Origin of the sequence: Streptomyces sp. NPDC059743, assembly GCF_042732975.1 — a bacterium.
Classification (GTDB): Bacteria; Actinomycetota; Actinomycetes; order Streptomycetales; family Streptomycetaceae; genus Streptomyces.
In genome coordinates this window covers 45,374-69,969 of record NZ_JBHWGS010000027.1, presented here as the reverse complement: position 1 = coordinate 69,969, position 24,596 = coordinate 45,374, and the positions used below count along the sequence as shown (strand labels likewise).

Sequence of the window (24,596 nt, the reverse complement as noted above, 5' to 3'; positions counted from 1 at the left end):
AGGTTCCACTTGAGACGCACAGCAGTGCTCGGCTCGGCCGGCACTCTGCTCGCGGGCGCGCTCATAGCGAGCGCGATGGCCGCTCCGGCGAACGCCGACGGCCGTCACCACGGCGATCCGGCGGCGTACGGCGCCACGGTCGCCGCTGACCGGGCCGCGAAGAAGGGCATCGACTGGCAGGACTGTCCGGCCGACTGGGCGCTGGAGAAGCCCATCCAGTGCGGTTATGTCACCGTGCCGCTCGACTACAGCAAGCCGAACGGCCGGCAGATCAAGCTCGCCGTCGACCGTATCGGCAACACCGGCACCAAGGACCAGCGCCAGGGCGCGCTGATCTACAACCCCGGTGGTCCCGGTGGCTCCGGCATGGCGTTCCCGCGCCGTGTCATCACCAAGAACGCCATCTGGGCGGACGCGGCGAAGGCGTACGACTTCGTGGGCTTCGACCCGCGCGGAGTCGGCCGCTCGACGCCCATCTCCTGTGTCGATCCGACGGAGTTCGTCAAGGCGCCCAAGCTCGATCCCGTCCCCGACAGCGAGGCCGACAAGCGCGCCCAGCGCAAGCTGGCGGCCGAGTACGCGGACGGCTGCAAGGAGCGCAGCGGCTGGATGCTGCCGCATATGACGACGCCCAACACCGCACGGGACCTGGATGTCATCCGGGCCGCGCTCGGTGAGAAGAAGCTCAACTACCTGGGCGTTTCCTACGGCACCTATCTCGGCGCGGTCTACGGCACGCTGTTTCCGACGCATGTGCGCCGGATGGTCGTGGACAGTGTGGTGAACCCGTCGAAGGAGAAGATCTGGTACCAGGCCAACCTGGACCAGGACGTCGCCTTCGAGACACGGTTCCAGGACTGGATGAAGTGGGTCGCCCAGAACGACGCGACCTTCCACATCGGCGCCACCACCGCAGAGGTCGAGCGGCAGTGGGAGAAGCTGCGGGCCGCCGCCAAGAAGAGCCCGATCGGTGGGGTCGTCGGTCCCGCCGAGCTGATCGGCCTCTTCCAGGGCGCTCCGTACTACGACTCCAGCTGGGTGCCGGTCGCCTCCGTCTGGAGCGACTATCTTGCCGGTGACACCCAGGCGCTCGTGGACGCGGCAGCGCCGGATCTGTCCGACACCGTGGGCAACGCCAAGGCCGAGAACGGCAACGCGGTCTACACCGCCGTCGAGTGCGCCGACGCCAAGTGGCCCACGAGCTGGCGGACCTGGGACCGGGACAACACCCGGCTCCACCGCGACCACCCGTTCCTCACCTGGGCCAACGCCTGGCTGAACCTGCCGTGCGCCACCTGGGGTGCCAAGCAGCAGACGCCGGTGGAGGTCAAGACCGGCAAGGGACTGCCGCCGGTGCTGATCACGCAGTCCACGCGTGACGCCGCCACGCCGTACGAGGGCGCAGTCGAGCTGCACAAGCGGTTCAAGGGCTCGCGTCTGATCACGGAGCGGGACGCCGGTTCGCACGGCATCACCAACCTGGCCAATCCGTGCATCAACGACCGGGTGAAGGCCTATCTGCTGACTGGCGCGCTGGACAGCGCCGATGTGACGTGCGCTCCGCACGCCACGCCGAAGCCGTAAGAGCCGAAGAACTGGGGCGGCCGGTGCAGACCGGACGCCCCTTTTCTTGTTCCTTCTCCTCCGCGCGCTGTTCTTTCCCAGTGCCGGAAGGGCACTAGCTCGCGCCCTGGTCGTACCGCTCCAGCCAGGCGTCCTCCGCCGCGTAGTCGAAGAGGCCGGTCCCATAGCTCGCGGCCATCGTGGGGAACGCGTCCGTCCACTCGCGCCCGCGTAGCTGTCCGGTCAGCCAGTCGACCGTCTCCGGCAGCGACTCGACATAGCCGGTGACCGGGCGGTAGTCCAACTCCCGCTCCGCGGCGGCCATGTCGTAGACCACGGGATGTTCGACGGCCCAGGGATGGTCACCGACGGTGCCCTCCGGCGGCCCGTCCAGCAGCACCGTCTCCGTCTTGCGGTCCAGCACCGTGTCGATCGCCGCGCCGATCTCCGCGACCGTCGGCGCCTGTGGATCACCGGCGTTGAGCACCCGGGAGCCGGGCCTCAGCGCGGCGAGTCTGATCAGCTCGGCCAGATTGGACACATGGACCGGATGGAAGCGGCTCCGGCCGCCGTACGCCAGTACGCGCCGGGTACGGCCGTCCAGCAGCCGCTTGACGAAGTACAGCTCGCGCGGTGAACGGCAGTACGGCCCGTGGATCGCGCCCGCCCGCAGCAAGGTTACCGGCAACTCGTCGCCCACGGCGAGGAGTTCCCGCTCCAGCAGCACCTTTCGCGTGCTGTACGTCGTGTCGCCCGAAGCCACGGTGCGTTGGCTCTCCGGGATCGGCACCGGATAGCGCGGACCGCCGTCCGGCTCGCCCTGGGTGTCGAAACCACGGCCCTGGTCGTCCTCGTACACCGCGCCGCTGGAGATGACGACCGCGGAGCCGATCCGGTCCGCGAGTCCGGTCAACTGGCGGGCGTGGTCCCGTCCGTAGGCCACCAGGTCGACCACCACATCCGCGCCGTCGCCCAGCAGGGCGGCCAGTGCCGCGCCGTCCTGGCGGTCCAGCCGTACCGCCCGTACCTCACCGGGCCAGCGCTCGTCCCTGCCGCCGCCGAGCGAGCCGGCGGTCACCTCCCAGCCGTCCTCGGCGAGGGCCTGTACGGCGGCCCGGCCGATCTGTCCCGCCGCGCCGATCACCACTGCGTTTCCCTTGGTCATACGGCGACGCTAGAGGCGCCCGGCAGCGCCCGCCCAGAGGCTTTCGCCGGTGGCGGATCCGCTGTCAGCGTGGCCGCCGCCGGAACTTTCCCTTCGCCTCGGTCTTCGCCTGCTCGGCCTTCACCTCGGCCGCGTAGCGGTCGACGTACTCCTGTCCGGACAGTCCGAGGATCGCGTACATGATCTCGTCGGTGACCGCGCGCACCGCGGCCCTCTGGTTCTCCAGACCGGCGTAGCGCGAGAACTCCAGCGGCTCACCGAAGCGGATCGCGACCTTTCTGATCCTGGGTACGACCTGGCCGGGCGGCTGGATCTCGAACGTACCGACCATGGCACACGGCACCACCGGCACCTGTGCCCTGATCGCCATCACCGCGACTCCGACCTTGCCCTTGTAGAGCCGTCCGTCGTGCGAGCGGGTGCCCTCCGGATAGATGCCCAGCAGCTCGTCCTTGGCCAGCACTCCCAGTCCCTCCCGGATCGCCGCCTGTCCGGCCTCCTTGCCGGAGCGGTCCACCGGGATCTGCCCGGCGCTGCGGAAGAAGAACGCGGTCAGCCGTCCCTTGAGACCGGGACCGGTGAAGTACTCGGCCTTGGCGAGAAAAGTGATACGCCGTTTGAGGATCGCCGGCATCAGGAAGTGGTCGGAGAACGAGAGATGATTGCCCGCGACGATCGCCGCGCCCTCGGCCGGAATGTGTTCGAGCCCTTCGATCCGAGGCCGGAAGAGCACGCGCAGCAGTGGCCCCAGCAGCACATATTTGAGGACGTAGTAGAACACGGGATGCGCTCCTCACTGGCCCGGCCGGTTCCGGGGCTGCCATTTTCCCAGGTCAGCGGGTGCTCCGGCGGGGCAAGTGTAGGGGCAGCGAGGTCAGGCGGAAAGCAGTCCGGGGCCGGGAAGTCGAAATCCCGGTGATTCGGCAGCCCGGTGAGTCGGCACCGCAGCTCCGTGACCGGCCGGTCGCGGGGCGTGGTCGGTGCCGGGTGCTCAAGGCGCTCAAGATGTGGCCGGTTGGCCCGCAAAATACAGTGGGACGGGAATGGGCCCGTATGGCGGCGGAGAATGCGGAGAATGACCTCCTTGCCACCGACAGTCCATGTCAAGGAGGAATGGGGGTATGGAGGTATGGAGATGATGACTGTCCGTTCCGATCTCATTCTGTCGGAGTCGACCGTACGCGCGCCGATCCGCGCACCGATCGGGAAAGTCGATATCGCCACCTGGCTCTTCGGGCTTCCGGACGCCGAATATCAGCGCTGTGCGCCTCCCGATCACATCGCCGCCGGGGCCACCACGACCGACGACGGGCGTCCCATGTCGATCAATGTCGAAATGATCGGCACCGGACTGGTGATTCAGCACTATGTTGGTGAGATCACCGAGGCCGACCACTGCCGTATGGTCTCCACCTCCGATGTCTTCACGCCCTACGGGCGGACCAAGGTGCAGGTCATCTGGGATCTGAGCGCCCGGCCGGTCGACGACGGCCGCTGCGAATACACCAACTCGGTGGTCTCGCATCCCACAGAGGAATTCCTCGTCTTCCTCAAGGAGCACGATGTCTCCTTCGAACAGGCGGCGCATGAGCGGCAGTTGGCCTCCAGCGACCACAACAACCGGGAAACTCCGCTGTTCGCCGCCAGCATCGAACGCGCGGCGCTCGCGAAATAGCCGAAATAGCCAGGAGACGAACGGGGAGAAGGCCCGGAGAGAAGGCGTCGCCATGAGCGAGAAGCGCGAAGAACCGGCGGTACGCAGCGCGCAGCGCGTGATAGAAGCGGTCCAGTCTCAGGGGGTTCCGTATATCTTCGGGATTCCGGGCGCGAAGATCGACGCGGTCTATGACGTACTGGCCGACATGGGCCCGCAGTTGGTGGTCTGCCGACATGAACAGAACGCCGCGTTCATGGCGGCGGCGCTCGGCCGGCTGACCGGTATCCCCGGTGTCGTCCTCGTGACCTCCGGCCCCGGTACGGCCAATCTCGCCACCGGCCTGCTGACCGCCAATACCGAGCAGGATCCCGTCGTGGCCCTGTGCGGCGCCGTCGGCCGGGAGGACAGGCTGAAGCGGACACATCAGTCGATGGACGCCGCCGCGCTGCTCAGGACGGTGACCAAGTTCACCGGTGAGGTCAACGATCCGGACAATGTGCCGGAGACGGTCGTCAACGCGTTCCGGGCGGCCACCATGGAGCCGCGCGGATCGGCCGCGGTGATCCTGCCGTCCGATGTCCAGGCGGCTCCGACCGCCGCCCGGATCGCCCGGCCCTTGCCCGTACCGCCACTCGGCTCCGCGCCGGTGGAGACGATCTGGCAGGCGGCGGATCTCATCCGCGGAGCCGCGCGGCCGGTCCTGCTGGCCGGGGCCCGCGCGGCGGATCCGGAGAGCTGCGCCGCGCTACGGGCGCTGGTCGTGGAGACCGGGCTCCCGGTGGTCGAGACCTTCCAGGCGGCGGGAGTCATGTCCCGGGATCTGGAACGGTATTACGTCGGCCGGGTCGGTCTCTTCCGCAACCAGCCGGGCGATGCCGTCATGGCCGAGGCGGATGTCCTGGTCACCGTCGGATACGACCCGGTCGAGTACGACCCGGTCCTGTGGAACACCGATGTGAACCGTACGGTCGTCCATATCGACTCGGTCCCGGCGGCGGTCGACAACCACTACCAGCCGACGCTGGAACTGCGCGGCACGGTGGCCGCGACGCTCACCGAGCTGGTGAAGCCACTGGCCGGACTGGTCAGGAGCGAGGCGTTCACCGCCGACATCGCCCGCCGTCAGCGGGAGTTGGCGCAGGTCGACGAGCGCGCCCGCGCCGCCCTGCCCACGGCCGAGGGGCTCAATCCGGCGGCGGTGGTCCTGGATCTGCGTGACGCGCTGGACGACGAGGCCACCATCACCTGCGACATCGGCTCTGTGTACATCTACATGGCCCGCCACTTCCGTGTCTTCGAGCCGCGCCATCTGCTCTTCTCCAACGGGCAGCAGACACTCGGTGTGGCCCTGCCCTGGGCCATGGCAGCCGCCATGGTGCGCCCAGGCACTCAGGTGGTCTCCGTCTCGGGCGACGGCGGATTCCTCTTCTCCGCACAGGAGTTGGAGACCGCCACGCGGCTCGGGCTGACCTTCACGCATGTGCTGATGCGGGACAACACCTATGATATGGTCGCCTTCCAGGAGATGCTCAAGTACGGCAGGACCTCGGGCATCCGGCTCGGCGACTACGACATCGTGAAGTACGCCGAGGCCTTCGGCGCGCACGGCTACCGCGTCACCACCCAGGACGAGTTCACCTCGGCACTGCGCCGGGCGCTCGCCGAGGACGGCCCTTCCCTCATCGATGTGCCGGTGGACTACAGCCACAACACCGATCTGGCCGCCCACCTCCACGACGACGTCTTCGAGTGACTGGGCAAGGCGACCAGCTATGACCACGTCCGACCAGCACGACCAGCACACTCCCACCGACCGGTTCCGGCGCTGGGCGCGCACGATGATCGCGCACCGCCTCGGCGACCCTGCGGACCGCCACCGGGCCGGCCCGGCCCATGAGATCTATCAGTCCTCCACGATGGGCGCCCTGCTCGACGGTGTTTACGAAGGAGACGTCACCATCGCCGAGTTGCTGACCCATGGCGACTTCGGCCTCGGTACGTTCAACCGGCTCGACGGCGAGATGGTCGTCCTCGACGGCATCTGCTACCACCTGTGGTCCGACGGCAGCGCCGCGCCCGCCGAGCCCATGGACCGTACGCCCTTCGCGGTCGTGACCCGGTTCGAGCCGCAGGGCAACATCCGGGTCACCAAGCCCATGGGGCGGGCCGAGGTCATCGCGCTGATCGACAAGGTGATCCCCAGCGCCAACCTCGTCCACGCCGTCCGGATCACCGGCACCTTCGGCTCGGTCCGCACCCGTACGGTCATGAAACAGACTCCGCCCTATCCCTCTCTGGTCCAGGCCACCGAGGGCCAGGCGGAGACCACCTTCACGGATACGGCGGGAACACTCGCCGGATTCCGCTCGCCCGACTACGAGCAGGGCATCTCGGTGGCCGGATACCATCTCCACTTCCTCGATGCCCACCGCGGCAGCGGCGGCCACGCCCTGGACTTCCGGCTGGACGACGGCGACATCGACATCAGCACGGCCTCGGAGTTCCATCTGAGCCTGCCCAGGTCCGGGAAGTTCCTGAACGCCGATCTCAGCACGGATCGCATGGCGGAGCAGATCCGTCGCACGGAAGGCGGCTGACTCCTTTCCCCCGCGGTGTTGTTTTTCCCACGCGGTGCCGTTCCGGCCATACCGTAAGAGATCACCGAGCGCATAGACTCGGGCCAAGGCTTTGATCGGGGCCGGGCCTGGCCGGGCGCCGACGGGACCGGGACTGGTACACGGGTACCGCAGGGCGCGGATCCCGGTACCCGGGAGGAGTGAAGGTGGCACCGCAGGGCTCTCCGGACGACCGTTTCAACACCGGCGAGGCGCATTCGGCGCGCGTCTACGACTACATCCTGGGCGGCAAGGACAACTATCCGGTCGATCAGGAGGCCGGTGACGCGATGTGTGAAGGGTGGCCCGCGCTGCCCGTCCATATGCGCGCCAACAGGGAGTTCATGCACCGCGCGGCCCGCTATCTGGCGCGGGAGGAGGGCATCGGGCAGTTCCTGGACATCGGCACCGGACTGCCGACCTCGCCCAATGTGCACGAGGTGGTACAGGAGGAACGTCCCGACGCCCGGATCGTCTATGTCGACAACGACCCGATCGTGCTGGCCCACGCCCGCGCGCTGCTGACCAGCTCTCCCGAGGGCCGCACCGCGTATGTCGACGCCGATATGCGGGACCCGGAGGCGATCATCGGCTCTCCTCAGTTCCAGGAACTCCTGGATCTGAAGGAGCCCGTCGGCCTGATGATCATCGGCATTCTGCACTTCATACTCGACAGCGACGACGACCACGGCCTGGTCCAGCGGCTGCTCGAACCGCTGCCCGCCGGCAGCTTTCTGGCCATGACCATCGGCACCGCCGATTTCGCTCCGGTCGAGGTCGGCCGGGTCGCCGTCGAGTACGCCAGCCGCGGTATGCCCATGCAGCTGCGCACCCACGCCGAGGCCGAGACCTTCTTCGCGGGCCTCGACATGGTCGAACCGGGACTGACCCAGGTCCATCATTGGCGGCCCGATCCCGACCAGGAACCGATCGACGACCGTGACATAGCCATGTACGGCGCGGTCGCCCGCAAGAGCGGCTGACCACCGAGCCTCCGTCCGTACCGTCACGTCCCCGTCGTACCGGGCCGACCCGCCTTCTGGGCCGGCCCGGTACGACGTACGACGGATGACCGCGGGTCTCAGCTCGTCGCCGCCCACGCGTAACGGTGCTCCGGGCGGCCCGTGTCGCCGTACTTCAAGGTCAGACTGATATGCCCGGTCCGCTCCAGATACTTGAGATAGCGCTGGGCCGTGGAGCGGCTGACACCGGTGCGTTCGGCGACCTCGTGCGCGGAGAGCGGATGCTCGGCCTCGCCCAGCGTGCGCCGGATGAGCGCGACGGTCGCCACGGAGTGGCCCTTGGGGAGTTCCGAGCGAGGAGCGTCCGTGATTTTGAACGCGCTGAAGATACGGTCCACCTGCTCCTGGCCCGCCTCGCCGCGTCCGCCGACACCGTCGAGAGTGCGGCGCATGGCGGCATAGCCGTCGAGTCTCGCCCGCAGCCCGGCGAAGCTGAACGGCTTGACCAGATACTGGAGCGCTCCGTACCGCATCGCGGCCTGCACCGTGGCCACATCACGGGCCGCCGTCACCATGATCACATCGGCGTGATGGCCGAGCTGCCGCATCCGGCGCACCAGCGTCAGGCCCGTCTCGTCCGGCAGATAGTGGTCGAGCAGGACGAGATCGACATGGGTGCGCTCCAGCGTGGCCAGGGCCTGCGCGGCGGTATGGGCGCGGCCGATGACACGGAAGCCGCGCACCTGCGCCACATACGCGGAGTTGATCTCGGCGATATGGAAGTCGTCGTCCACCACGAGCACATCGATCATCGTGACTCTCCCGCGGGAGTGAGCTGGCGGGCGGAGGGAGCGTCCGCGGCGATGGGCGGAGCGTCTCCGGCGAGGTCGTCCGGAGCGAGCGCCTCGGGCAGTACGACGGTGAAGACCGCGCCGCCGCCCGCGCGCGCCGTCACCCGGGCCATACCGCCGTACCGCTCGGAGAGCCGGCGTACGAGGGCGAGTCCGATCCCTCTGCCTCGCCGGAAGGCCGGCCGCGGCGGACCGGACGGCTCCCAGGACAGCTCACCGGACAGCTCGCCGGACAGCGGGGGAGTGGCGGGCTGTTTGGTGGACCAGCCCTCCGCGAAGACGCGCTCGCGCAGTTCCGGTGGCACTCCAGGACCGGTGTCGGAGACTCGTATCACCGCGGTGGTGCGCTCGGCACGCAACTCGACCTCCACGAAGGATTCGGCTCGGGCGGCCTCGGCAGACGCTTCCCCGGTCTGCCCGGCTGTCGGCCCTGCTGCCGGCCCGGCCGCCGGTACCGGCGGCCTCGCCAGATGCCGCTCGGCGGCGGCGTCCAGCGCGTTGTCGATGAGATTGCCGAGTACGGTCACCAGATCGCGCGGATCGACCACACGGTCCGGCAGCAGCGTGGCGGAGGAGATCCGCAGGGAGACACCGCGCTCGGCGGCGATGGCCGCCTTGCCCACGAGCAGCGCCGAGAGCAGCGGATCATGGACGCGCTCGGCGATCTGCTCCGCCGAGGCCCGGTGCGCGTTGGCGACACCGGCGACAAACTCCGCCGCCCGTTCATGACGGCCGAGTTCGAGCAGCCCGAGCACGGTGTGCAGCCGGTTGGCATGCTCGTGGTCCTGTGCGCGCAGCGCGTCGAGCAGCCCTTGCGTACTGTCCAGCTCGCGCCCGAGCAGCTCCAGTTCCGTACGGTCCCGCAGCGTCACCACGGCTCCGCCGTCCCTGGTCGGCATCCGGTTGGCGACCAGGACCCGGCCACCGCTGACGGTCAGCAGATCCGTGCCGTCCACCCGTCCCGCCAGGACATCCGTCGTACGGCCCGGCGCCAGCACCTCGTCCAGCGCGCGGCCGGTGGCGTCCGTGTCGAGCCCGAGCAGCCGTACCGCCTCGTCGTTGGCCAGCCGGATCCGGCCCTGCCGGTCGAAGGCGACGACTCCTTCACGGACTCCGTGGAGCATCGCCTCCCGCTCGTCCAGCAGCGCCGAGATATCGGCGAAGGCGACACCGTGCGTGATACGGCGCAGCCGCCGCGACACCGCGATCGCGGCCAGCGCGCCCGCGCCCAGCGCCGCGCCCGCGCAGAGCAGCAGTCCGGGTATGGCACCGATCAGCCGCTGGCGCACACTGTCGTACGCGATGCCCACCGACACCGCGCCGACGATCTTTCCGTCGCCGTCGAGCAGCGGCACCTTGGCACGGGCCGAGCGGCCCAGTGTGCCGTTGTCGATCTGCCGGATCTCATGACCGGAGAGCGCGACGCTCGGATCGGTCGAGACATGCCTGCCGATCTCGGCGGTGGTGGTGTGGGACCAGCGCACACCATGGGTGTCCAGCACCACGACATAGAGCGCCTGGGTCGCCCGGCGGATCCGCTCCGCCTGGGCCTGCACCGGACCGGCCGGACTCGGCGCGGTGGTGAGCAGCCCGTGGACGATGTCCGGATCGGCGGCGGTGGTCTCCGCGATGGCCAGGGCCCGGCGGGTGGCCGCGTCGTCCAGCTCGGAGCCGAGCGGTGCCAGAAAAAGCCCGGTGACCAGCACCATCACCCCGGTGGTGATGACAAGCTGCACCACCAGGACCTGGGCGGCGACACGCCGTGGCCAGCGCAACCGCATCCCGTCTCCCTCCCTCTCCCGGCGCCCGGCTCTCCCGGATCCTCCGGATCACTTCCGGCCACTCTCGCCCACTCCCCGCGCGGAACAGGCCGGTCCGCTTAACATCGCTGTGCACGCAACGTAAGCCGCCGGAGCGCGGCTGCCCAGCCCTGTGCTGCGCTTTTGTGGTTCTGGCGTGAGCAGAACGAGCAGAACGGGGTTTGCGCGCAGAAAAACGGATTGCGCCCATAAGACTGCCGCCCTGGCCCATGGCGCTCCTAGCCTCCCGGCCCATGAGCAGCAATACGAGCCCCGCCATCGAGCTGCGGGGAACGAGCAAGGCATTCCGGACACCGTCGGGAGCGCTGCACACCGCCGTCAGGGATCTGGATCTGACGGTCGAGCGCGGCGAGTTCGTCGCGGTGGTCGGCCCCACCGGATGCGGTAAATCGACGACGCTGACGCTGGTCAGCGGGTTGGAGGAGCCCACCGAGGGCGAGGTGCTGGTGGCCGGTGAGCCGGTGAACGGCATCGGCGACAAGATCGGCTTCGTCTTCCAGCAGGACGCGGTCTTTCCCTGGCGCACCGTCCTCTCCAATGTGATGGCAGGACCGCGCTTCCGCGGCGTACCGAAGAACGAGGCGAGGGAGCGGGCCCGTGAGTGGCTCGCCCGCGTCGGGCTCTCGTCCTTCGAGGACCGCTATCCGCACCAGCTCTCCGGCGGTCAGCGCAAGCGCGTCGCGCTCGCGGCGACCTTTGTCAACGATCCCGAACTCCTGCTCATGGACGAGCCCTTCTCGGCTCTCGATGTACAGACCAGGGCCCTGATGTCGGACGAACTGCTGGAGCTGTGGGCCGGTACGGGCGCCTCGGTCGTCTTCGTCACCCATGACCTGGAGGAGTCGATCGCCCTCGCCGACAAGGTCGTGGTGATGACGGCCGGTCCCGCGACCGTCAAGGAGGTCTTCACCATCGACCTGCCGCGTCCTCGCAAGGTCGAGGCCGTACGGCTCGAACCGCGCTTCGTGGAGATCTACCGGGAGATCTGGTCCTCGCTCGGCGAAGAGGTACGGATCACCCGCGAGAGGGGTGCGGCCGATGCCGCCTGAGACCGTCGCCGTTCCGCCCGCCGGCACCACCGAGGCCGGCCGAGGCAAAGGCAAAGCAGGCAGGACCGAAGCCACCGCCAACGGCAGTGGCGGCGGAGAGCGCACCCAGGCCAGGGCACGGGCCGCGCGCAATCACCGGATCGTCGTCCAGGGCGCCCGCGTACTGCTTCTGATCGCGCTGATCGGGCTGTGGGAGTGGATGGCCCGCAGCGCCGTCATCGATCCCTTCAACTTCTCGATGCCGTCCAAGATCTGGGACCAGATGCGCCAGTGGGCCCTGCACGGCACTCCGCAGGGCTCCCTGTGGGAGCAGATCTGGTACACGCTCTACGAGGCGCTCCTCGGCTGGATCATCGGTGTCATCGGCGGAGTGGTGCTGGGCATCGCGCTCGGCCGCATCCGCTTCCTCGCCGAGGTGCTGGGCCCGTACATCAAGGTGCTCAACGCGCTGCCCCGGATCGTCCTCGCCCCGATCTTCCTCATCTGGTTCGGCCTCGGCCCGGCCTCGAAGATCGCCTCGGCCGTGGTGCTGGTCTTCTTCCCGGTCTTCTTCAACGCCTTCCAGGGAGCGCGGGAGGTCGACCGCAATCTGGTCTCCAACGCCCGGATCCTCGGCGCGAGCAACCGGCAGGTCACGCTCCAGGTCGTCATTCCGTCGGCCACCTCATGGATCTTCACCAGCCTGCATGTCAGCTTCGGCTTCGCGCTGATCGGCGCGATCGTCGGCGAGTACATCGGCGCGACCAAGGGACTCGGTCTGCTGGTCTCCGCCTCGCAGGGCACGTTCAACGCGGCCGGTGTGTACGCGGCCATGGTGATCCTCGCCGTGGTGGCACTGCTCGCCGAAGGGCTTCTCTCCTTCCTGGAGAAACGGCTCTTCCGCTGGAAGCCCGTCGAGGCCGGCGCCGAGCGCTGATCCCCGTACCGCCTCACCTTCTGTCTCTGTCTCCTCCTCGCCTCACCCTCACAGCACCTCTTCACAAGGACGTGAACCATGCGCAGACATCTCGGGATCCCGGCCGCCGCGCTCGCCGCGACTCTCGCCCTCGGCACGCTGACCGCCTGTGGCGGCGACTCCTCCGGCTCCGGCTCCGGTGACAAGGTCAAGATCATGGTGGGTGGCCTCGACAAGGTCATCTACATGCCCGCGATGCTCACCCAGAAGCTCGGCTACTTCAAGGACGAGGGCGTCGACGTGGAACTCCTCACGGAGCCCGCCGGCGTACAGGCCACCACCTCGCTCGTCTCCGGTGATGTGCAGGGCGTCGTGGGCTTCTACGACCACACGCTCGATCTCCAGGTCAAGGGCAAGATGGTGGAGTCCGTGGTGCAGTTCTCGCACGCCTCGGGCGAGGTCGAGGTCGTCTCCAACAAGGCCGCGGCCGAGATCTCCTCGCCGAAGGACTTCAAGGGCAAGAAGCTCGGTGTGACCGGCCTCGGCTCGTCCACCGACTTCCTCACCAAGTATCTGGCGGTCAACAGCGGCGTAAAGACGGAGGAGTTCACCGCGGTCGCGGTCGGAGCGGGCCAGACCTTCATCTCGGCCCTTCAGCAGGGCTCGATCGACGGAGGCATGACGACCGATCCGACGGTCGCGCAGATCCTGGACAAGAAGCTCGGCAAGGTCCTGATCGACATGCGGACGCCCGAAGGCTCGAAGGCCGCGCTCGGCGGCCCGTACCCGTCCTCCAGCCTGTACATGAACACCGACTGGGTCAACGGCCACAAGGAGACGGTGCAGAAGCTGGCCAACGCCTTTGTGAAGACGCTCCGGTGGATGTCCACGCACTCGCCGGAGGAGATCGCCGCCAAGATGCCCGCCGACTACGCGCAGGGCGGCAAGGAGCTGTACGCGCAGGCCATCAAGAGCACGCTGCCGATGTTCACCACGGACGGTGTCATGCCGGCCGACGGCCCGGAGACCGTCGAGCGCGTACTGAAGGCGTTCAACCCCAACCTCCAGAACGCCACGGTCGATCTGAGCAAGACCTTCACCACGGAGTTCGTCAAGAAGGTCGGCTGAGCGAGCCGGCCGACTGTGCGGGCCGGCCTGCTGAGCGAGCCGGCCGTACGGTCACGATGTGCTGGACCGATGGCGGGGCCGGGCGGCACTGTGGGTGCTGTGTCCCTCGTCCCCGCCATGACCTGGTTCGTACGCCGCGCCGACCCGAGCTGGACCTGCGCACCGGCCCCGGCCGAGGTGCGTGACTTCCACGCCGGGCTGCCCGGCTACGTACCCACTCCGCTGACCGAACTTCCCTCCCTGGCCGCCGAATTGGCGGTCGGGCGGGTGTTCGTCAAGGACGAGTCGGCCCGGCTGGGACTGCCCGCGTTCAAGGCGCTCGGCGCGTCCTGGGCGATCAGCCGAGTGCTCGCGCGCCGGGCGCCCGGCCCGCCGCCGGTGCTGGTCACCGCCACCGACGGCAACCACGGCCGGGCCGTGGCCCGTACGGCGCGGCTGCTCGGACAGCGCGCCCATGTCTTCGTGCCCGGGAGCGTGCACCCGGCGGCCGTGGCCGCCATCGAGGCCGAGGGCGCGCGGATCACCCGGGTCGAGGGAACGTACGACGAAGCCGTACGCCACGCCGCCGACGCGGCGGCCGGGCCGGGCACGGTGCTCGTCCAGGACACCGCCTGGCCCGGCTACGAGGAGATTCCCGGCTGGATCGTCGAGGGCTACTCCACACTCTTCACCGAGATCGACGCGCAACTGTCCGCCGCGAGCGCGGAGCCGCCCGCCCTGGTGGCCGTCCCGGTGGGAGTCGGCTCACTCGCCCAGGCGGCCGTCACCCACTACCGCGGCGGTGGCGCCGGAACACGCCCTGGACCCGCCCTGCTGTCGGTGGAGCCCGACACCGCGGCCTGTGTGCTGGCGAGCCTGCGTCAAGGGCGGCCGGTCAGTGTGGCGACCGGGACCACGAGCATGGCCGGGCTGAACTGCGGCACTCCCTCCACGCTCGCCTGGCCCTTGCTGCGCGACGGTCTGGACGCCGCTGTCGCCGTCACCGACGACGACAGCGCGGACGCGGTCCGTGACCTCGCCGCCCTCGGAGTCTCGTCGGGCCCTTGCGGGGCGGCCTCGCTGGCCGGCGTCCGTGCCGCCCTGACCGGCGACGGCGGCACCGGCCGCAGGAGCGCGCTCGGGATCGGACCGGACGCGACGGTCGTTCTGCTCAGCACCGAGGGCACGGCGGCCAATCCCGTCGGCACGGAAGGCGTGGAAGGCACGGCCAGTACGGCCGGTATGCCGTCGGCACGCCCTCCTGATGGGCCCGGAGTACTGTGAATTTATCGAGGGTATGTCGCCGTCGGCCGCTCCGCCGGGGGCGTCCTCGATGAAGGACGAGGTCGGAGGCACGGCCCTCCAGGAGGCGTGGTCCCATGGTCGCGGCTGAGGAACCGGGCGGGGTACGGACGCGGGCGACGACGTATGTGCGCCGCAGATGAATCCGCACAGAGTCCGGTCGGTGCGATCGGCAGGGTGACCGTCCCGATCCCGGCGGACGGACCCGGCGAGGTCCTGGTGTCCGTACGAGGCGGTTCCGAGGCCTACGCGGCCTGGGCGGACCATCCGATCGGCAGAAACCTCCGGGTGATCGTCGTGGAGTGCATCTCGGCGCGTTCAGTGATCGTGGAGCCTTTTCCCGCCTGAGCTCTCCGCTGACCAAGTAAGTGCGAGGTAGTACGACAGGAGTCCGTCATGCTGTTCTGGCATGTTCCCGCGCCGAACGAGGCGATGCTCATATCCGGCTCCAAACGGCAGGCGCAGGATACTCAGTTCCGTATCGTCACCGGGCACGGCAGCTTTGTGATGCCCGTCAAGCAGAAGGCCCGCATGCTGTCCCTGGCGTTGCGGGAGGCGGAGATCGTGGAGGACTGCGTCACCCAGCAGGGCATCCGGCTCCGGGTCCGCGCGGTCGCGGTGTTCAAGGTCGGTGACGACGCCGTGTCCATCGCCAACGCGGCCCGCCGCTTCCTGGCGGAACAGGACCGGATGGAGGAGCTGGTGGGCCGGATCTTCGCCGGTCACCTCCGCTCCATCGTCGGCGGACTGACCGTCGAGCAGATCATCCGCGAGCGTGACCGGGTCGCCCAGGAAGTGAAGCAGGGCAGCCACAGCGAGATGGAGAAGCTCGGGATCGTCGTGGACGCCCTCCAGATCCAGGAGATCGACGACGCCACCGGCTATATCGACAATCTGGCCGCTCCGCACGCGGCGGCCGTCGCGAGCCAGGCGCGGATCGCACAGGCCAAGTCGGATCAGGAGGCGGCCGAGCGCGAACAGCAGGCCGCCGCGCTCAAGGCCGAGTACGAACGGGACACCGCGATCAAGCGGGCCGGCTTCCTCGCCGAGACGGAGCAGGTCAACGCCCGCGCCGCGCAGGCGGGACCGCTGGCCGAGGCCAGGTCCTCGCAGGAGACCATCGAGGAGCAGACGGCCCTGGCGGAGCGTCAGGCCCAACTGGCCGCACAGCGGCTGGAGGCCGAGGTCAGGCGCCCGGCCGACGCCGAGGCGTACCGGCAGCGCACTCTCGCCGAAGCCGCGCGCGACCGGGCGAAGTTCGAGGCGGACGGCAGCGCGTACACCGAGCGCGCCCTCGCCCAGGCGCAGGCCGACGCGAACACCGCCCGCGCCGCGTCGCTGAAGGACGGCAACCAGGAACTCATCGCCGCCAACCGGCTGGTGGAGAATCTGCCGGCGCTGGCCGACGCGGCCTCCCGGGGCATGTCCGGCGCCAACCTGACCGTGCTGAACGGCACCGACGGTGTCAACGACATGGCGGCGGGTCTGGTCGGTCAGGGCATGGCCATCCTCAACTCGCTCAAGAACGGCGCGGTCGGAGCGGCCAAGGCGTCGAGCGTGGACGGCAAGCCCTCGCTCCGCGTCACCGAGTCCAACTGATCCAGGTACGGCGCCGGGGCCCGGCCTCCGTCCCCACATCCTCGGGTACGGTGCCGGGCCCCGGTACGGTCAGCGTCCGCGTGAGGCGATCATGGCGATCGTGATCAGCCCCAGCACCACCCAGCCGAACCAGAGCCACCCGTTGCTGCCGAGTACCGCGGTGTAGCCCGTCACCAGGACCAGCGCACCGACGGTCACCACACCCATCGTCTTCGTGGATCCGGACATCTGGTCCTCCTCCGGGCCGGGGCCGTGACGCCCATCCTCGCCCCCGACGAGCGTTTCGCGCTACTGGCTCCGGGCCGCTACTGGCTCCGGGCCCGGAGCGAGGCGAGATACGCGTTGTACTCCGCCAGCTCCTTGTCACCGTCGCGGTCGGCGGCCCGGTCGGAGCGCTTCGCCTCGCGCTGTTCCGAGCGGTACCACTGGTAGACCAGCGCGACAAGCACCAGCACCGAAGGGATCTCGCTGAACGCCCAGGCGATCCCGCCCGCCGCGTTCTGGTCGGTCAGGGCGTCGATCCCGAGCGAGCCCGGAGGATTGCGGTACGCGGCGACCATCGGCTCGCTCGCCATCATCAGCGCGATCCCGAAGAAGGCGTGGAACGGCATCCCGGCGAAGAGCTCCAGCATCCGCATCAGATGGCCGGGCCGGTGCGGGCCCGGGTCGATGCCCATGATCGGCCAGAAGAAGATCAGCCCGACCGCGAGGAAGTGCACCATCATCGCGACATGCCCGGCCTTGGAGCCCATCAGGAAGTCGAAGAGCGGCGTGAAGTACAGCCCGTACAGGCTCGCGATGAAGAGCGGGATGGTGAACGCCGGATGTGTGATGATCCGCACATAGCGGCTGTGCAGCACGACGAGCAGCAGCTCACGCGGGCCCTTGCGACCGCGGCCCGCGACCGGCAGCGCGCGCAGCGCCAGCGTCACCGGAGCGCCGAGCAGCAGCAGGATCGGCGAGACCATGCTGATCACCATGTGCTGGACCATGTGCACGCTGAACATGACCATGCCGTAGTCGTTCAGCTTGGTGCACATCACCAGCGCCACGGTCAGCACACCGAGGACGAACGCGACGGTACGCCCGACGGGCCAGGCATCACCGCGCCGGCGCAGCCGCAGCACGCTCCCGCCGTACAGCGCCAGCGCCAGCAGACAGCCGACCAGGAAGAAGAGATCCGGCGAGTACTCCAGCGCCCGTCCCAGCGTGAACGGCGGCAGATCCATGGTCATGCCGTGCCCGCTGTGATCCATCCGTGTGCTCCCGTGGGACGTGACCGCTCACTCCGGCCGGATTCGCGCCGGTTGTCCGCACCAGCCTAGAACCGCCCTCGGCCGCGGCAGCGACCGGGGGCGGTTCTTCCGGCGACAGGCGCCTGGGACGACTGGAGGGCCTGGACGGCCGCAGGGCGGCGGGCCAGGGGACCGGTCAGAGCACGCACTCCGCCTCGGCGTACCGCTCCGCGGGCACCGTCTTGAGCGTCTCCACGGCCTCGCCCAGCGGCACCATGACGATGTCCGTCCCGCGCAGCGCCGTCAGCATCCCGAACTCTCCGCGGTGCGCGGCTTCGACGGCGTGCCAGCCGAAGCGCGTCGCCAGGACCCGGTCGTACGCCGTGGGAGTGCCACCGCGCTGGACATGGCCGAGTATTACCGGCCTGGCCTCCTTGCCGAGCCGCTCCTCCAGCTCGATGGAGAGCTGCCGGGCCACGCCCGCGAACCGCTCGTGGCCGTAGACGTCCTTGCCGCCCTCGTCGAACTCCATGGAGCCCTCGCGCGGCTTCGCGCCCTCCGCGACCACCACGATCGCGAACCGCTTGCCCGCCGAGAAGCGCTTGCCGACCAGCGCGGTCAGCTCACCGATGTCGAAGGGCCGCTCGGGCACGACGATGGCATGGGCACCGGCGGCCATCCCGGAGTGCAGTGCGATCCAGCCGGTGTGCCGGCCCATGACCTCGACGATCAGCACCCGCTGATGGGACTCGGCGGTGGTCTTCAGCCGGTCGAGCGCCTCCGTGGCCACACCGACGGCCGTGTCGAAACCGAAGGTCACATCGGTCGCGGAGATGTCGTTGTCGATCGTCTTCGGTACGCCGACGATCGGCAGCCCGGCCTCCGAGAGCAGATGGGCCGCCTTGAGCGTGCCCTCGCCGCCGATCGGGATGATCGCGTCGAGACCCAGCTCCGCCACATGGCCCCGGGCCCGCTCCACACCGTCCCGCAGATGCGCGGGCTGGACCCGGGACGAGCCCAGGATTGTGCCGCCGCGCGCCAGGATGCCGGCGACCGCGTCCAGGTCGAGCTTGCGGTAGTCGCACTCCAGAAGGCCCTTCCAGCCGTCGTGGAATCCGATCACCTCGTCGCCGTGGTCGACGACGGCGCGGTGCACGACGGACCTGATCACGGCGTTGAGGCCGGGGCAGTCGCCACCTGAGGTGAGCACACCAATTCGCATTGCCCGGGATACCTTTGCAACGTGGGCCGACGGCCGGACCCCATCGTCCGGACAGATCCCAATCACCCTACCGGCGGGCAGCGGCGTGACCGAAACTCACGTCCGACTGCTGGACACGCGTCCGTACGGTCTCCAGGCCCGGCCCCGGAGGAGAACCGGGGCCGGGACCGGAGACGGTCAGGAAGGCTGGACCGCCGCCGCCACGCGCTCGGCGCGCAGCGCGTCGTACCAGCGGTCGTCCGTCGGCGGCAGCGCGTTCACATCGAGGGCCAGCTTCAGCAGCAGATCCGCGATCTGCGGATTGCGGGCCATCACCGGACCGTGCATATACGTACCGAACACGGTGTCGTTGTACGCGCCCTCCGTGCCGTCTCCCGTGCCGTTGCCGCGGCCGAGCCTGGTCCGCGCGAAGGGCCGGGCCGTCGGGCCCAGATGGGTGATGCCCTGGTGGTTCTCGAAGCCCGTGAGCTGCGGCAGATTCAGCCGCGGATCGATGTCGGCCAGCACATCGCCGACACACCGCTCGCCCTCGCCACGGGTGGAGACCACATCGAGCAGTCCGAGCCCGGCCTCGCGCTCGCCCAGGTCGTTGATGAACTCATGGCCCAGGATCTGATAGCCGGCACAGACCGAGAACACGATGGCGCCGTTGGAGACGGCCCGGCTGAGCCCGCCGTCACGGCGCAGCCGCTCCGCCGCCAGCCGCTGCGGTCTGTCCTCGCCGCCGCCGATCAGATAGATGTCGCCGGAGGTCGGCACCGGCTGGTCGCTGCGTACATCCACCCGGGTGACGTTCAGACCGCGCTGGCGTGCCCGGCGCTCCACCACCAGAGCGTTTCCCTGGTCCCCGTAGGTACTCAGCAGATCGGGGTAGATCCACACCAGCCGGAGGCTGTTGTCGCTCATTCTCCCTCGTCCTTCGGAAGTCCGTGAGGTCATGTATCCCGACATGGAGTCAGTTCCCCACCCGTCTGCGCAGATCCTGGAACGATGTGTAGTTGGCGATGGCTTCGATACGGCCGGGCGGCGCCATCCGCACGGCCTCGTCGGGCGTCTCACAGACCCGGAAGTCCAGCCCGGCGACCTCAAGGCGTACGGCGAGGTCCAGCTTGCGGTCGCCGATGACGAAGATCGGATGGCCGGCGAGCCGGGTGTAGTCGACGTCCCACAGCCAGGAGGTGTCCGTACCGTCGGCGCCACGGGCGTTGACGGCGAGGATGACCGGCGTCGGCGGCGGGTCGATCAGCGAGAACGTCTCCAGCCAGCCCGCGGGATTCTTGGCGAGCAGCAGCCGAAGATCACGGCCGAGGAAGGACACCACGTCATACCGGCCGGCCACGGCCTGCACCTGGTACATACGCTCCAGCGCCACCTGCGGCGGCACGCCGAAGGTCGCCGCGACGGCGGCGGACGTGGCCGCGTTCGCCTTGTTGGCGCGGCCCGGGAGCTGGAGATGGATCGGCCAGGCGGAGCCGTGCGGATCGAGGACATGGTCGCCGTGGAGCGCCCAGCTCGGGGACGGCCGACGGAAGCCGCACTCACCGCAGAACCAGTCGTCGCCCGGGCGCTGCATCACACCGCCGCAGGCGGGGCAGGACCAGGCGTCGTCCTTCCACTCCTGTCCCGCGGCCACCCAGACCACATTGGGAGAGGAGGAGGCGGCCCAGACGATCAGCGGATCGTCGGCGTTGGCGATGACGACGGCCTTCGTACCGGCGAGGCCCTCACGCCAGGTCTCGGCGAGCATCCGGGTCTCGGCGGCACGGTCGAGCTGGTCGCGGGAGAGATTGAGCAGCGCGATCGCCTTCGGCGTGGTGTCCCGCGCCACACCGGCGAGATACTTCTCGTCGACCTCGATCACGCCGTACTTGGCGTCGGAACCGCCCGCGAGGGCCGAGGTGATACCGGCCGGCATATTGGCGCCGAGCGCGTTGGAGACCACGGGCCCGGCCGCCCGCAGGGCCTCGGCGATCAGCCTGGTCGTGGTGGTCTTGCCGTTCGTCGCCGACACGAGGATGACGTCGAGGTGCTGCGCGAGCCGACCGAGGAGATCGGGGTCGAGTCTGAGCGCCACCTTCCCGCCGATCACCGATCCGCTGCCGCGGCCGGCGGCGCGCGACACCGCCGCAGCGGCCTTGCCCGCCGTCACGGCCAGCTTGGCCCGTGGCGTCAGCGGGTCCGTGTTGCCTGCCATCGTCCTTGATCCTCCTTGCGTCGGTCCGGGGTCAGCCTATCGAGATCCGGCCAAGGGCCCGAACCGCGGCACCGGGCGGGGAAGGCGGAGGTCACCGTGACCGTACCCTGACCGCCATGCGAAACCGTTCGATCCCGGGCAGCGCCGGTCGGGTACGCGCCTTGAGAATGCTGGGCGATCCGGTGCTGCACGCCTCTTGCGAGCCTGTCACGGACTTCGGTCCCGCGCTGTCGGAGCTGATCGAGGACCTGTTCGCGACGATGTACGCCGCTCGGGGGGTAGGGCTCGCGGCGAACCAGATCGGCGTACCGCTCCAGGTGTTCGTGTACGACTGCCCGGACGACGAGGACGCCCGCCATCTCGGACACCTCGTCAATCCGCGGCTGACCCGGGCGGACGACATCGTTCTGCGAGGTCCCGAGGGCTGTCTCTCGCTGCCGGGCATCGAGGCGGGGACGGAGCGGTACGACCACGCCGTGGCGGAGGGCGTCGACCGGCACGGTGAACCGCTGCGGATCGAGGGCACGGGCTTCTTCGCGCGCTGTCTCCAGCACGAGTGCGACCATCTGGACGGCATGGTCTATCCGGACCGGCTCACCGGCCGGCGCCGCTCCAGAGTGCTGCGCGCCGCACGCCGCGCGCCCTGGTCCACCGCCGCGGCGGTGGACTCGTACGTCTGAGGGAGCGTTCAGAACCCGGGTCCGCCTTCGCGGTCGTCCACCGAGGCCAGCCGGCCCCACAGCAGATCCGCCAGACTCCGTACCAACTGCTCGCGCGAGCAGGGCCGTTCACCGAGCCACCAGTCACCGGCCGCGTGCATCATCCCGACGATGCCATGGCCCCAGACCCGGGAGAGCTGCTCGCTGTCCGGGCCGAGGTCGACGCGCTCCTCGATGACCTTGGCGAGCTCCTCGCCGAGACGGCGCAGCAGCGGAGCCGAGTGGCGGCCCACGTCGAAGCCCTGCTCGGGCAGTTGGGTGTCCTCGGCGGGATGCATCAGAAACCGGTAGACCTGCGGGCGCGCCTCGATCGCGGCGAGATAGGTGTCGAGCGTGGCCTCCACGCGTCGGCGGCGCTCGGCGGGCGCGTCGAGCGCGGTCCGCAGGGCGTCGAGCAGCGCGTCGGTGTGGCGCTTGGCGAGCGCGCGGTACAGCCCGCCCTTGTCGCCGAAGTGACGGTAGAGAATGGGCTTGGTGATGCCCGCCTCGGCGGCGATGGCGTTCATGGAGGCGTGCGGGCCGTCCCTCAGCACGACACGGTCGGCGGCCTCCAGCAACTGGCGTCTGCGCTGTCGCGCCGAACGCTGCTGTTCGGCCTGCTGTGTGGTCTCCATAGCTGATGTCTCCCCGCCCATGCGATTGCCTGACGCACCGGCAACGTAACACCCTGGCCGGGATCAATGCTGATCAGACCATGGCCGGTTGACATTTTCTACCTACCGGTAACAGACTGATGTTACCGTCGGTAACGTGTGTGAGTGACACACGTGTGTGAACGACACAGCGGTGACGCAGTGCTGGAGGGGAACCATGGCCGAGTTCACGTTTGAACTCAATGACGACCAGAAGCAGGTCCGTGACTGGCTGCACGGTTTTGCCGCAGATGTCATCCGTCCCGCCGCCGCGGAGTGGGACGAGCGTGAGGAGACTCCCTGGCCGGTCATCCAGGAGGCCGCCAAGATCGGTGTCTACTCCCTCGACTTCTACGCCCAGCAGTTCTTCGATCCCACGGGCCTCGGTATCCCGATGACCATGGAGGAGCTGTTCTGGGGTGACGCGGGCATCGCCCTGTCGATCGTCGGTACGGGCCTGGCGGCCGTCGGTGTCCTCGCCAACGGTACCGACGAGCAGATCGGCACCTGGATTCCGCAGATGTACGGCGACACGGACGAGGTGAAGGTCGCCGCCTTCTGCTCGTCCGAGCCCGACGCCGGCTCCGACGTCGGCGCCATGCGCACCCGCGCGGTGTACGACGAGGCGAAGGACGAGTGGGTGCTGAACGGCACCAAGACCTGGGCGACCAACGGCGGTATCGCCAATGTCCATGTCGTGGTCGCCGTCGTCGATCCGGAGCTGGGCACGAAGGGCCATGCCTCCTTCATCGTCCCGCCGGCCACGCCCGGTCTCTCCCAGGGCCAGAAGTTCAAGAAGCACGGCATCCGCGCCTCCCACACCGCCGAGGTCGTCCTGGAGGACGTCCGGATCCCCGGGCACTGTCTGCTCGGCGGCAAGGAGAAGCTGGACGAGCGGCTCGCGCGGGCCCGTGAACGGGCGAGGACGGCGGCGGGCGGCGAGCGGGTGAAGAACGCGGCCATGGCCACCTTCGAGGCCTCCCGCCCGGCCGTCGGAGCGATGGCGGTGGGCACGGCCCGCGCGGCGTACGAGGTCGCCCTCGACTACGCGAAGACACGCAGCCAGTTCGGCCGCCCGATCATCGACAACCAGGGCATCGCCTTCCAACTGGCCGACATGCGCACCAGGATCGACGCGTCCCGGCTGCTGGTGTGGCGGGCCTCCTGGATGGCGGCCACCGGCAAGCCGTTCACCTCCGCCGAGGGCTCGATGTCCAAGCTGTACGCGAGTGAGACGGCGAAGCAGGTCACCGCCCAGGCCGTGCAGATACTCGGCGGCAACGGCTTCACCCGTGAGTATCCGGTGGAGCGTATGCACCGGGACGCCGCGATCTACACGATCTTCGAGGGCACGAGCGAGATCCAGCGCCTGGTGATCGCCCGCACTCTGTCGGGCATGCCGATCCGCTGAATCCCGGCGGGACCGGGGCCGGGGCCGGGACCTGGGCCGGGGCTGCCGCGGCAGCCCCGGCAGGTCGTCGGCAGGTCGCGCGTCAGCCGGGAAGCTGGGCCTCGATCGCCGCGACGACCTCGGGGGCCTCCGGCTCCGTACGCGGCCGGATCCGGGCGACCACCTCACCCTTGGGAGAGAGCAGGAACTTCTCGAAGTTCCACTGGACGTCGCCCGCCTCGCCCTCGGCGTCGGCCGCCTTCGTCAGCTCCGCGTACAGCGGATGCCTGGACTCACCGTTCACATCCGTCTTCTCCAGCAGCGGGAAGGTGACACCGTACGTCGCCGAGCAGAAGGTCTGGATCTCCTCCGCGGTGCCGGGCTCCTGTCCCGCGAACTGGTTGCTGGGTACGCCGAGGACGGTGAAGCCCCGCTCGCCGTACTGCTGCTGGAGCCGCTCCAGACCGGCGTACTGCGGAGTGAGGCCGCACTTGGACGCGACATTCACCAGAAGGACGGCCTTGCCCTCGTAGGCGGCCAGGGAAGTGGATTCACCCGTGAGGGTGCGCAGCGGGATGTCGTACAGAGTCATCAAGATCTCCTCGGTCTCCGACGTTCT

Annotated in this window: 24 protein-coding genes; 13 read left to right on the top strand and 11 right to left on the bottom strand. The window is 69.1% G+C overall.

Going from position 1 to position 24,596, the window contains the following annotated elements; genetic code table 11:
- The first annotated feature begins 75 nt into the window (after positions 1-75).
- A complete protein-coding gene (locus ACFV6H_RS35455) occupies positions 76-1,584 on the top strand; it encodes an alpha/beta hydrolase (protein ID WP_385550732.1) in 1,509 nt (502 codons plus the stop codon).
- Positions 1,585-1,678: 94 nt separating this feature from the next.
- Here the strand turns inward: ACFV6H_RS35455 and ACFV6H_RS35450 are convergent, their stop codons facing one another.
- A complete protein-coding gene (locus tag ACFV6H_RS35450) occupies positions 1,679-2,728 on the bottom strand; it encodes an NAD-dependent epimerase/dehydratase family protein (protein ID WP_385550685.1) in 1,050 nt (349 codons plus the stop codon).
- A gap of 64 nt (positions 2,729-2,792) precedes the next feature.
- A complete protein-coding gene (locus ACFV6H_RS35445; RefSeq protein ID WP_384987355.1) occupies positions 2,793-3,509 on the bottom strand; it encodes a lysophospholipid acyltransferase family protein in 717 nt (238 codons plus the stop codon).
- Between the two features lie 354 nt (positions 3,510-3,863).
- Here ACFV6H_RS35445 and ACFV6H_RS35440 point away from each other — a divergent pair, with 354 nt between their 5' ends.
- The 4 genes from ACFV6H_RS35440 (at position 3,864) to ACFV6H_RS35425 (ending at position 7,983) form a co-directional block, all read left to right on the top strand.
- Entirely contained in the window at positions 3,864-4,403 is a 540-nt protein-coding gene (locus ACFV6H_RS35440) for a hypothetical protein (protein WP_384987353.1), read from the top strand.
- A 52-nt stretch (positions 4,404-4,455) separates the two neighbouring features.
- Positions 4,456-6,138, top strand: a complete 1,683-nt coding sequence (gene alsS / locus ACFV6H_RS35435) for an acetolactate synthase AlsS (protein WP_385550683.1) — start codon at positions 4,456-4,458, stop codon at positions 6,136-6,138.
- A 19-nt stretch (positions 6,139-6,157) separates the two neighbouring features.
- A complete protein-coding gene (gene budA, locus ACFV6H_RS35430; RefSeq protein ID WP_385550681.1) occupies positions 6,158-6,982 on the top strand; it encodes an acetolactate decarboxylase in 825 nt (274 codons plus the stop codon).
- 185 nt (positions 6,983-7,167) lie between these two features.
- Entirely contained in the window at positions 7,168-7,983 is an 816-nt protein-coding gene (locus tag ACFV6H_RS35425) for an SAM-dependent methyltransferase (RefSeq protein ID WP_093590604.1), read from the top strand.
- A gap of 98 nt (positions 7,984-8,081) precedes the next feature.
- Here ACFV6H_RS35425 and ACFV6H_RS35420 read toward each other — a convergent pair whose 3' ends face one another.
- Both ACFV6H_RS35420 and ACFV6H_RS35415 read right to left on the bottom strand, forming a co-directional pair.
- Positions 8,082-8,774, bottom strand: a complete 693-nt coding sequence (locus tag ACFV6H_RS35420; protein ID WP_093590592.1) for a response regulator — start codon at positions 8,772-8,774, stop codon at positions 8,082-8,084.
- Positions 8,771-10,594, bottom strand: a complete 1,824-nt coding sequence (locus ACFV6H_RS35415) for an ATP-binding protein (protein ID WP_385550678.1) — start codon at positions 10,592-10,594, stop codon at positions 8,771-8,773. The genes ACFV6H_RS35420 and ACFV6H_RS35415 overlap by 4 nt, the downstream gene beginning before the upstream one ends.
- A 272-nt stretch (positions 10,595-10,866) precedes the next feature.
- Here ACFV6H_RS35415 and ACFV6H_RS35410 point away from each other — a divergent pair, with 272 nt between their 5' ends.
- From ACFV6H_RS35410 to ACFV6H_RS35385, 6 genes are all read left to right on the top strand, one after another.
- Positions 10,867-11,682 (top strand): ABC transporter ATP-binding protein, encoded by an 816-nt coding sequence (locus ACFV6H_RS35410; protein WP_093603479.1) that lies wholly within the window; start codon positions 10,867-10,869, stop codon positions 11,680-11,682.
- Entirely contained in the window at positions 11,672-12,598 is a 927-nt protein-coding gene (locus ACFV6H_RS35405; RefSeq protein WP_384987341.1) for an ABC transporter permease, read from the top strand. The genes ACFV6H_RS35410 and ACFV6H_RS35405 overlap by 11 nt, the downstream gene beginning before the upstream one ends.
- 78 nt (positions 12,599-12,676) lie before the next feature.
- Positions 12,677-13,705 (top strand): ABC transporter substrate-binding protein, encoded by a 1,029-nt coding sequence (locus ACFV6H_RS35400; protein WP_384987339.1) that lies wholly within the window; start codon positions 12,677-12,679, stop codon positions 13,703-13,705.
- Positions 13,706-13,822: 117 nt separating this feature from the next.
- Positions 13,823-14,968, top strand: a complete 1,146-nt coding sequence (locus ACFV6H_RS35395) for a pyridoxal-phosphate dependent enzyme (protein ID WP_385550730.1) — start codon at positions 13,823-13,825, stop codon at positions 14,966-14,968.
- A 195-nt stretch (positions 14,969-15,163) separates the two neighbouring features.
- Positions 15,164-15,334, top strand: coding sequence for a hypothetical protein (locus ACFV6H_RS35390; protein ID WP_161230518.1), 171 nt, complete (start codon positions 15,164-15,166; stop codon positions 15,332-15,334).
- A 48-nt stretch (positions 15,335-15,382) separates the two neighbouring features.
- The gene (locus ACFV6H_RS35385; RefSeq protein ID WP_385550675.1) at positions 15,383-16,585 is read left to right on the top strand and encodes an SPFH domain-containing protein; all 1,203 of its coding nucleotides are present in this window, start codon (positions 15,383-15,385) and stop codon (positions 16,583-16,585) included.
- 69 nt (positions 16,586-16,654) lie between these two features.
- Here the strand turns inward: ACFV6H_RS35385 and ACFV6H_RS35380 are convergent, their stop codons facing one another.
- From ACFV6H_RS35380 to ACFV6H_RS35360, 5 genes are all read right to left on the bottom strand, one after another.
- Positions 16,655-16,813 carry a hypothetical protein gene (locus ACFV6H_RS35380; protein WP_169922709.1) on the bottom strand — a complete coding sequence of 53 codons (159 nt, stop codon included), beginning with the start codon at positions 16,811-16,813 and terminating at the stop codon, positions 16,655-16,657.
- 77 nt (positions 16,814-16,890) lie between these two features.
- Complete coding sequence (locus ACFV6H_RS35375) at positions 16,891-17,841, bottom strand: cytochrome c oxidase assembly protein (protein ID WP_384987335.1); 951 nt, start codon at positions 17,839-17,841, stop codon at positions 16,891-16,893.
- A 175-nt stretch (positions 17,842-18,016) separates the two neighbouring features.
- The gene (locus tag ACFV6H_RS35370) at positions 18,017-19,042 is read right to left on the bottom strand and encodes a 6-phosphofructokinase (protein WP_066952798.1); all 1,026 of its coding nucleotides are present in this window, start codon (positions 19,040-19,042) and stop codon (positions 18,017-18,019) included.
- Between the two features lie 177 nt (positions 19,043-19,219).
- The gene (locus tag ACFV6H_RS35365) at positions 19,220-19,948 is read right to left on the bottom strand and encodes a type 1 glutamine amidotransferase (protein WP_093603489.1); all 729 of its coding nucleotides are present in this window, start codon (positions 19,946-19,948) and stop codon (positions 19,220-19,222) included.
- Positions 19,949-19,997: 49 nt separating this feature from the next.
- Positions 19,998-21,236: a MurT ligase domain-containing protein gene (locus ACFV6H_RS35360; RefSeq protein WP_093603491.1), complete on the bottom strand. Its 1,239-nt coding sequence runs from the start codon at positions 21,234-21,236 to the stop codon at positions 19,998-20,000.
- A gap of 116 nt (positions 21,237-21,352) precedes the next feature.
- Between ACFV6H_RS35360 and def the strand changes: the two genes are divergently transcribed.
- On the top strand, positions 21,353-21,916 hold the full coding sequence (gene def, locus ACFV6H_RS35355) for a peptide deformylase (RefSeq protein ID WP_385550671.1): 564 nt from the start codon (positions 21,353-21,355) through the stop codon (positions 21,914-21,916).
- Positions 21,917-21,924: 8 nt separating this feature from the next.
- Here def and ACFV6H_RS35350 read toward each other — a convergent pair whose 3' ends face one another.
- The gene (locus tag ACFV6H_RS35350; protein ID WP_066952791.1) at positions 21,925-22,569 is read right to left on the bottom strand and encodes a TetR family transcriptional regulator; all 645 of its coding nucleotides are present in this window, start codon (positions 22,567-22,569) and stop codon (positions 21,925-21,927) included.
- 196 nt (positions 22,570-22,765) lie between these two features.
- Here ACFV6H_RS35350 and ACFV6H_RS35345 point away from each other — a divergent pair, with 196 nt between their 5' ends.
- A complete protein-coding gene (locus ACFV6H_RS35345) occupies positions 22,766-23,998 on the top strand; it encodes an acyl-CoA dehydrogenase family protein (RefSeq protein ID WP_384987331.1) in 1,233 nt (410 codons plus the stop codon).
- An 82-nt stretch (positions 23,999-24,080) separates the two neighbouring features.
- Here ACFV6H_RS35345 and ACFV6H_RS35340 read toward each other — a convergent pair whose 3' ends face one another.
- Entirely contained in the window at positions 24,081-24,569 is a 489-nt protein-coding gene (locus ACFV6H_RS35340) for a glutathione peroxidase (RefSeq protein ID WP_384782767.1), read from the bottom strand.
- Between the last annotated feature and the right edge of the window lie 27 nt (positions 24,570-24,596).

Bases quoted from the DNA above. Each gene is read 5' to 3' on its own strand.
- ACFV6H_RS35455 (WP_385550732.1), top strand. From the start codon at position 76: ATGGCCGCTCCGGCGAACGCCGACGGCCGTCACCACGGCGATCCGGCG.
- ACFV6H_RS35450 (WP_385550685.1), bottom strand. From the start codon at position 2,728: ATGACCAAGGGAAACGCAGTGGTGATCGGCGCGGCGGGACAGATCGGC.
- ACFV6H_RS35440 (WP_384987353.1), top strand. From the start codon at position 3,864: ATGATGACTGTCCGTTCCGATCTCATTCTGTCGGAGTCGACCGTACGC.
- alsS (WP_385550683.1), top strand. From the start codon at position 4,456: ATGAGCGAGAAGCGCGAAGAACCGGCGGTACGCAGCGCGCAGCGCGTG.
- budA (WP_385550681.1), top strand. From the start codon at position 6,158: ATGACCACGTCCGACCAGCACGACCAGCACACTCCCACCGACCGGTTC.
- ACFV6H_RS35420 (WP_093590592.1), bottom strand. From the start codon at position 8,774: ATGATCGATGTGCTCGTGGTGGACGACGACTTCCATATCGCCGAGATC.
- ACFV6H_RS35415 (WP_385550678.1), bottom strand. From the start codon at position 10,594: ATGCGGTTGCGCTGGCCACGGCGTGTCGCCGCCCAGGTCCTGGTGGTG.
- ACFV6H_RS35410 (WP_093603479.1), top strand. From the start codon at position 10,867: ATGAGCAGCAATACGAGCCCCGCCATCGAGCTGCGGGGAACGAGCAAG.
- ACFV6H_RS35405 (WP_384987341.1), top strand. From the start codon at position 11,672: ATGCCGCCTGAGACCGTCGCCGTTCCGCCCGCCGGCACCACCGAGGCC.
- ACFV6H_RS35400 (WP_384987339.1), top strand. From the start codon at position 12,677: ATGCGCAGACATCTCGGGATCCCGGCCGCCGCGCTCGCCGCGACTCTC.
- ACFV6H_RS35395 (WP_385550730.1), top strand. From the start codon at position 13,823: ATGACCTGGTTCGTACGCCGCGCCGACCCGAGCTGGACCTGCGCACCG.
- ACFV6H_RS35385 (WP_385550675.1), top strand. From the start codon at position 15,383: ATGCTGTTCTGGCATGTTCCCGCGCCGAACGAGGCGATGCTCATATCC.
- ACFV6H_RS35380 (WP_169922709.1), bottom strand. From the start codon at position 16,813: ATGTCCGGATCCACGAAGACGATGGGTGTGGTGACCGTCGGTGCGCTG.
- ACFV6H_RS35375 (WP_384987335.1), bottom strand. From the start codon at position 17,841: ATGGATCACAGCGGGCACGGCATGACCATGGATCTGCCGCCGTTCACG.
- ACFV6H_RS35370 (WP_066952798.1), bottom strand. From the start codon at position 19,042: ATGCGAATTGGTGTGCTCACCTCAGGTGGCGACTGCCCCGGCCTCAAC.
- ACFV6H_RS35365 (WP_093603489.1), bottom strand. From the start codon at position 19,948: ATGAGCGACAACAGCCTCCGGCTGGTGTGGATCTACCCCGATCTGCTG.
- ACFV6H_RS35360 (WP_093603491.1), bottom strand. From the start codon at position 21,236: ATGGCAGGCAACACGGACCCGCTGACGCCACGGGCCAAGCTGGCCGTG.
- def (WP_385550671.1), top strand. From the start codon at position 21,353: ATGCGAAACCGTTCGATCCCGGGCAGCGCCGGTCGGGTACGCGCCTTG.
- ACFV6H_RS35350 (WP_066952791.1), bottom strand. From the start codon at position 22,569: ATGGAGACCACACAGCAGGCCGAACAGCAGCGTTCGGCGCGACAGCGC.
- ACFV6H_RS35345 (WP_384987331.1), top strand. From the start codon at position 22,766: ATGGCCGAGTTCACGTTTGAACTCAATGACGACCAGAAGCAGGTCCGT.
- ACFV6H_RS35340 (WP_384782767.1), bottom strand. From the start codon at position 24,569: ATGACTCTGTACGACATCCCGCTGCGCACCCTCACGGGTGAATCCACT.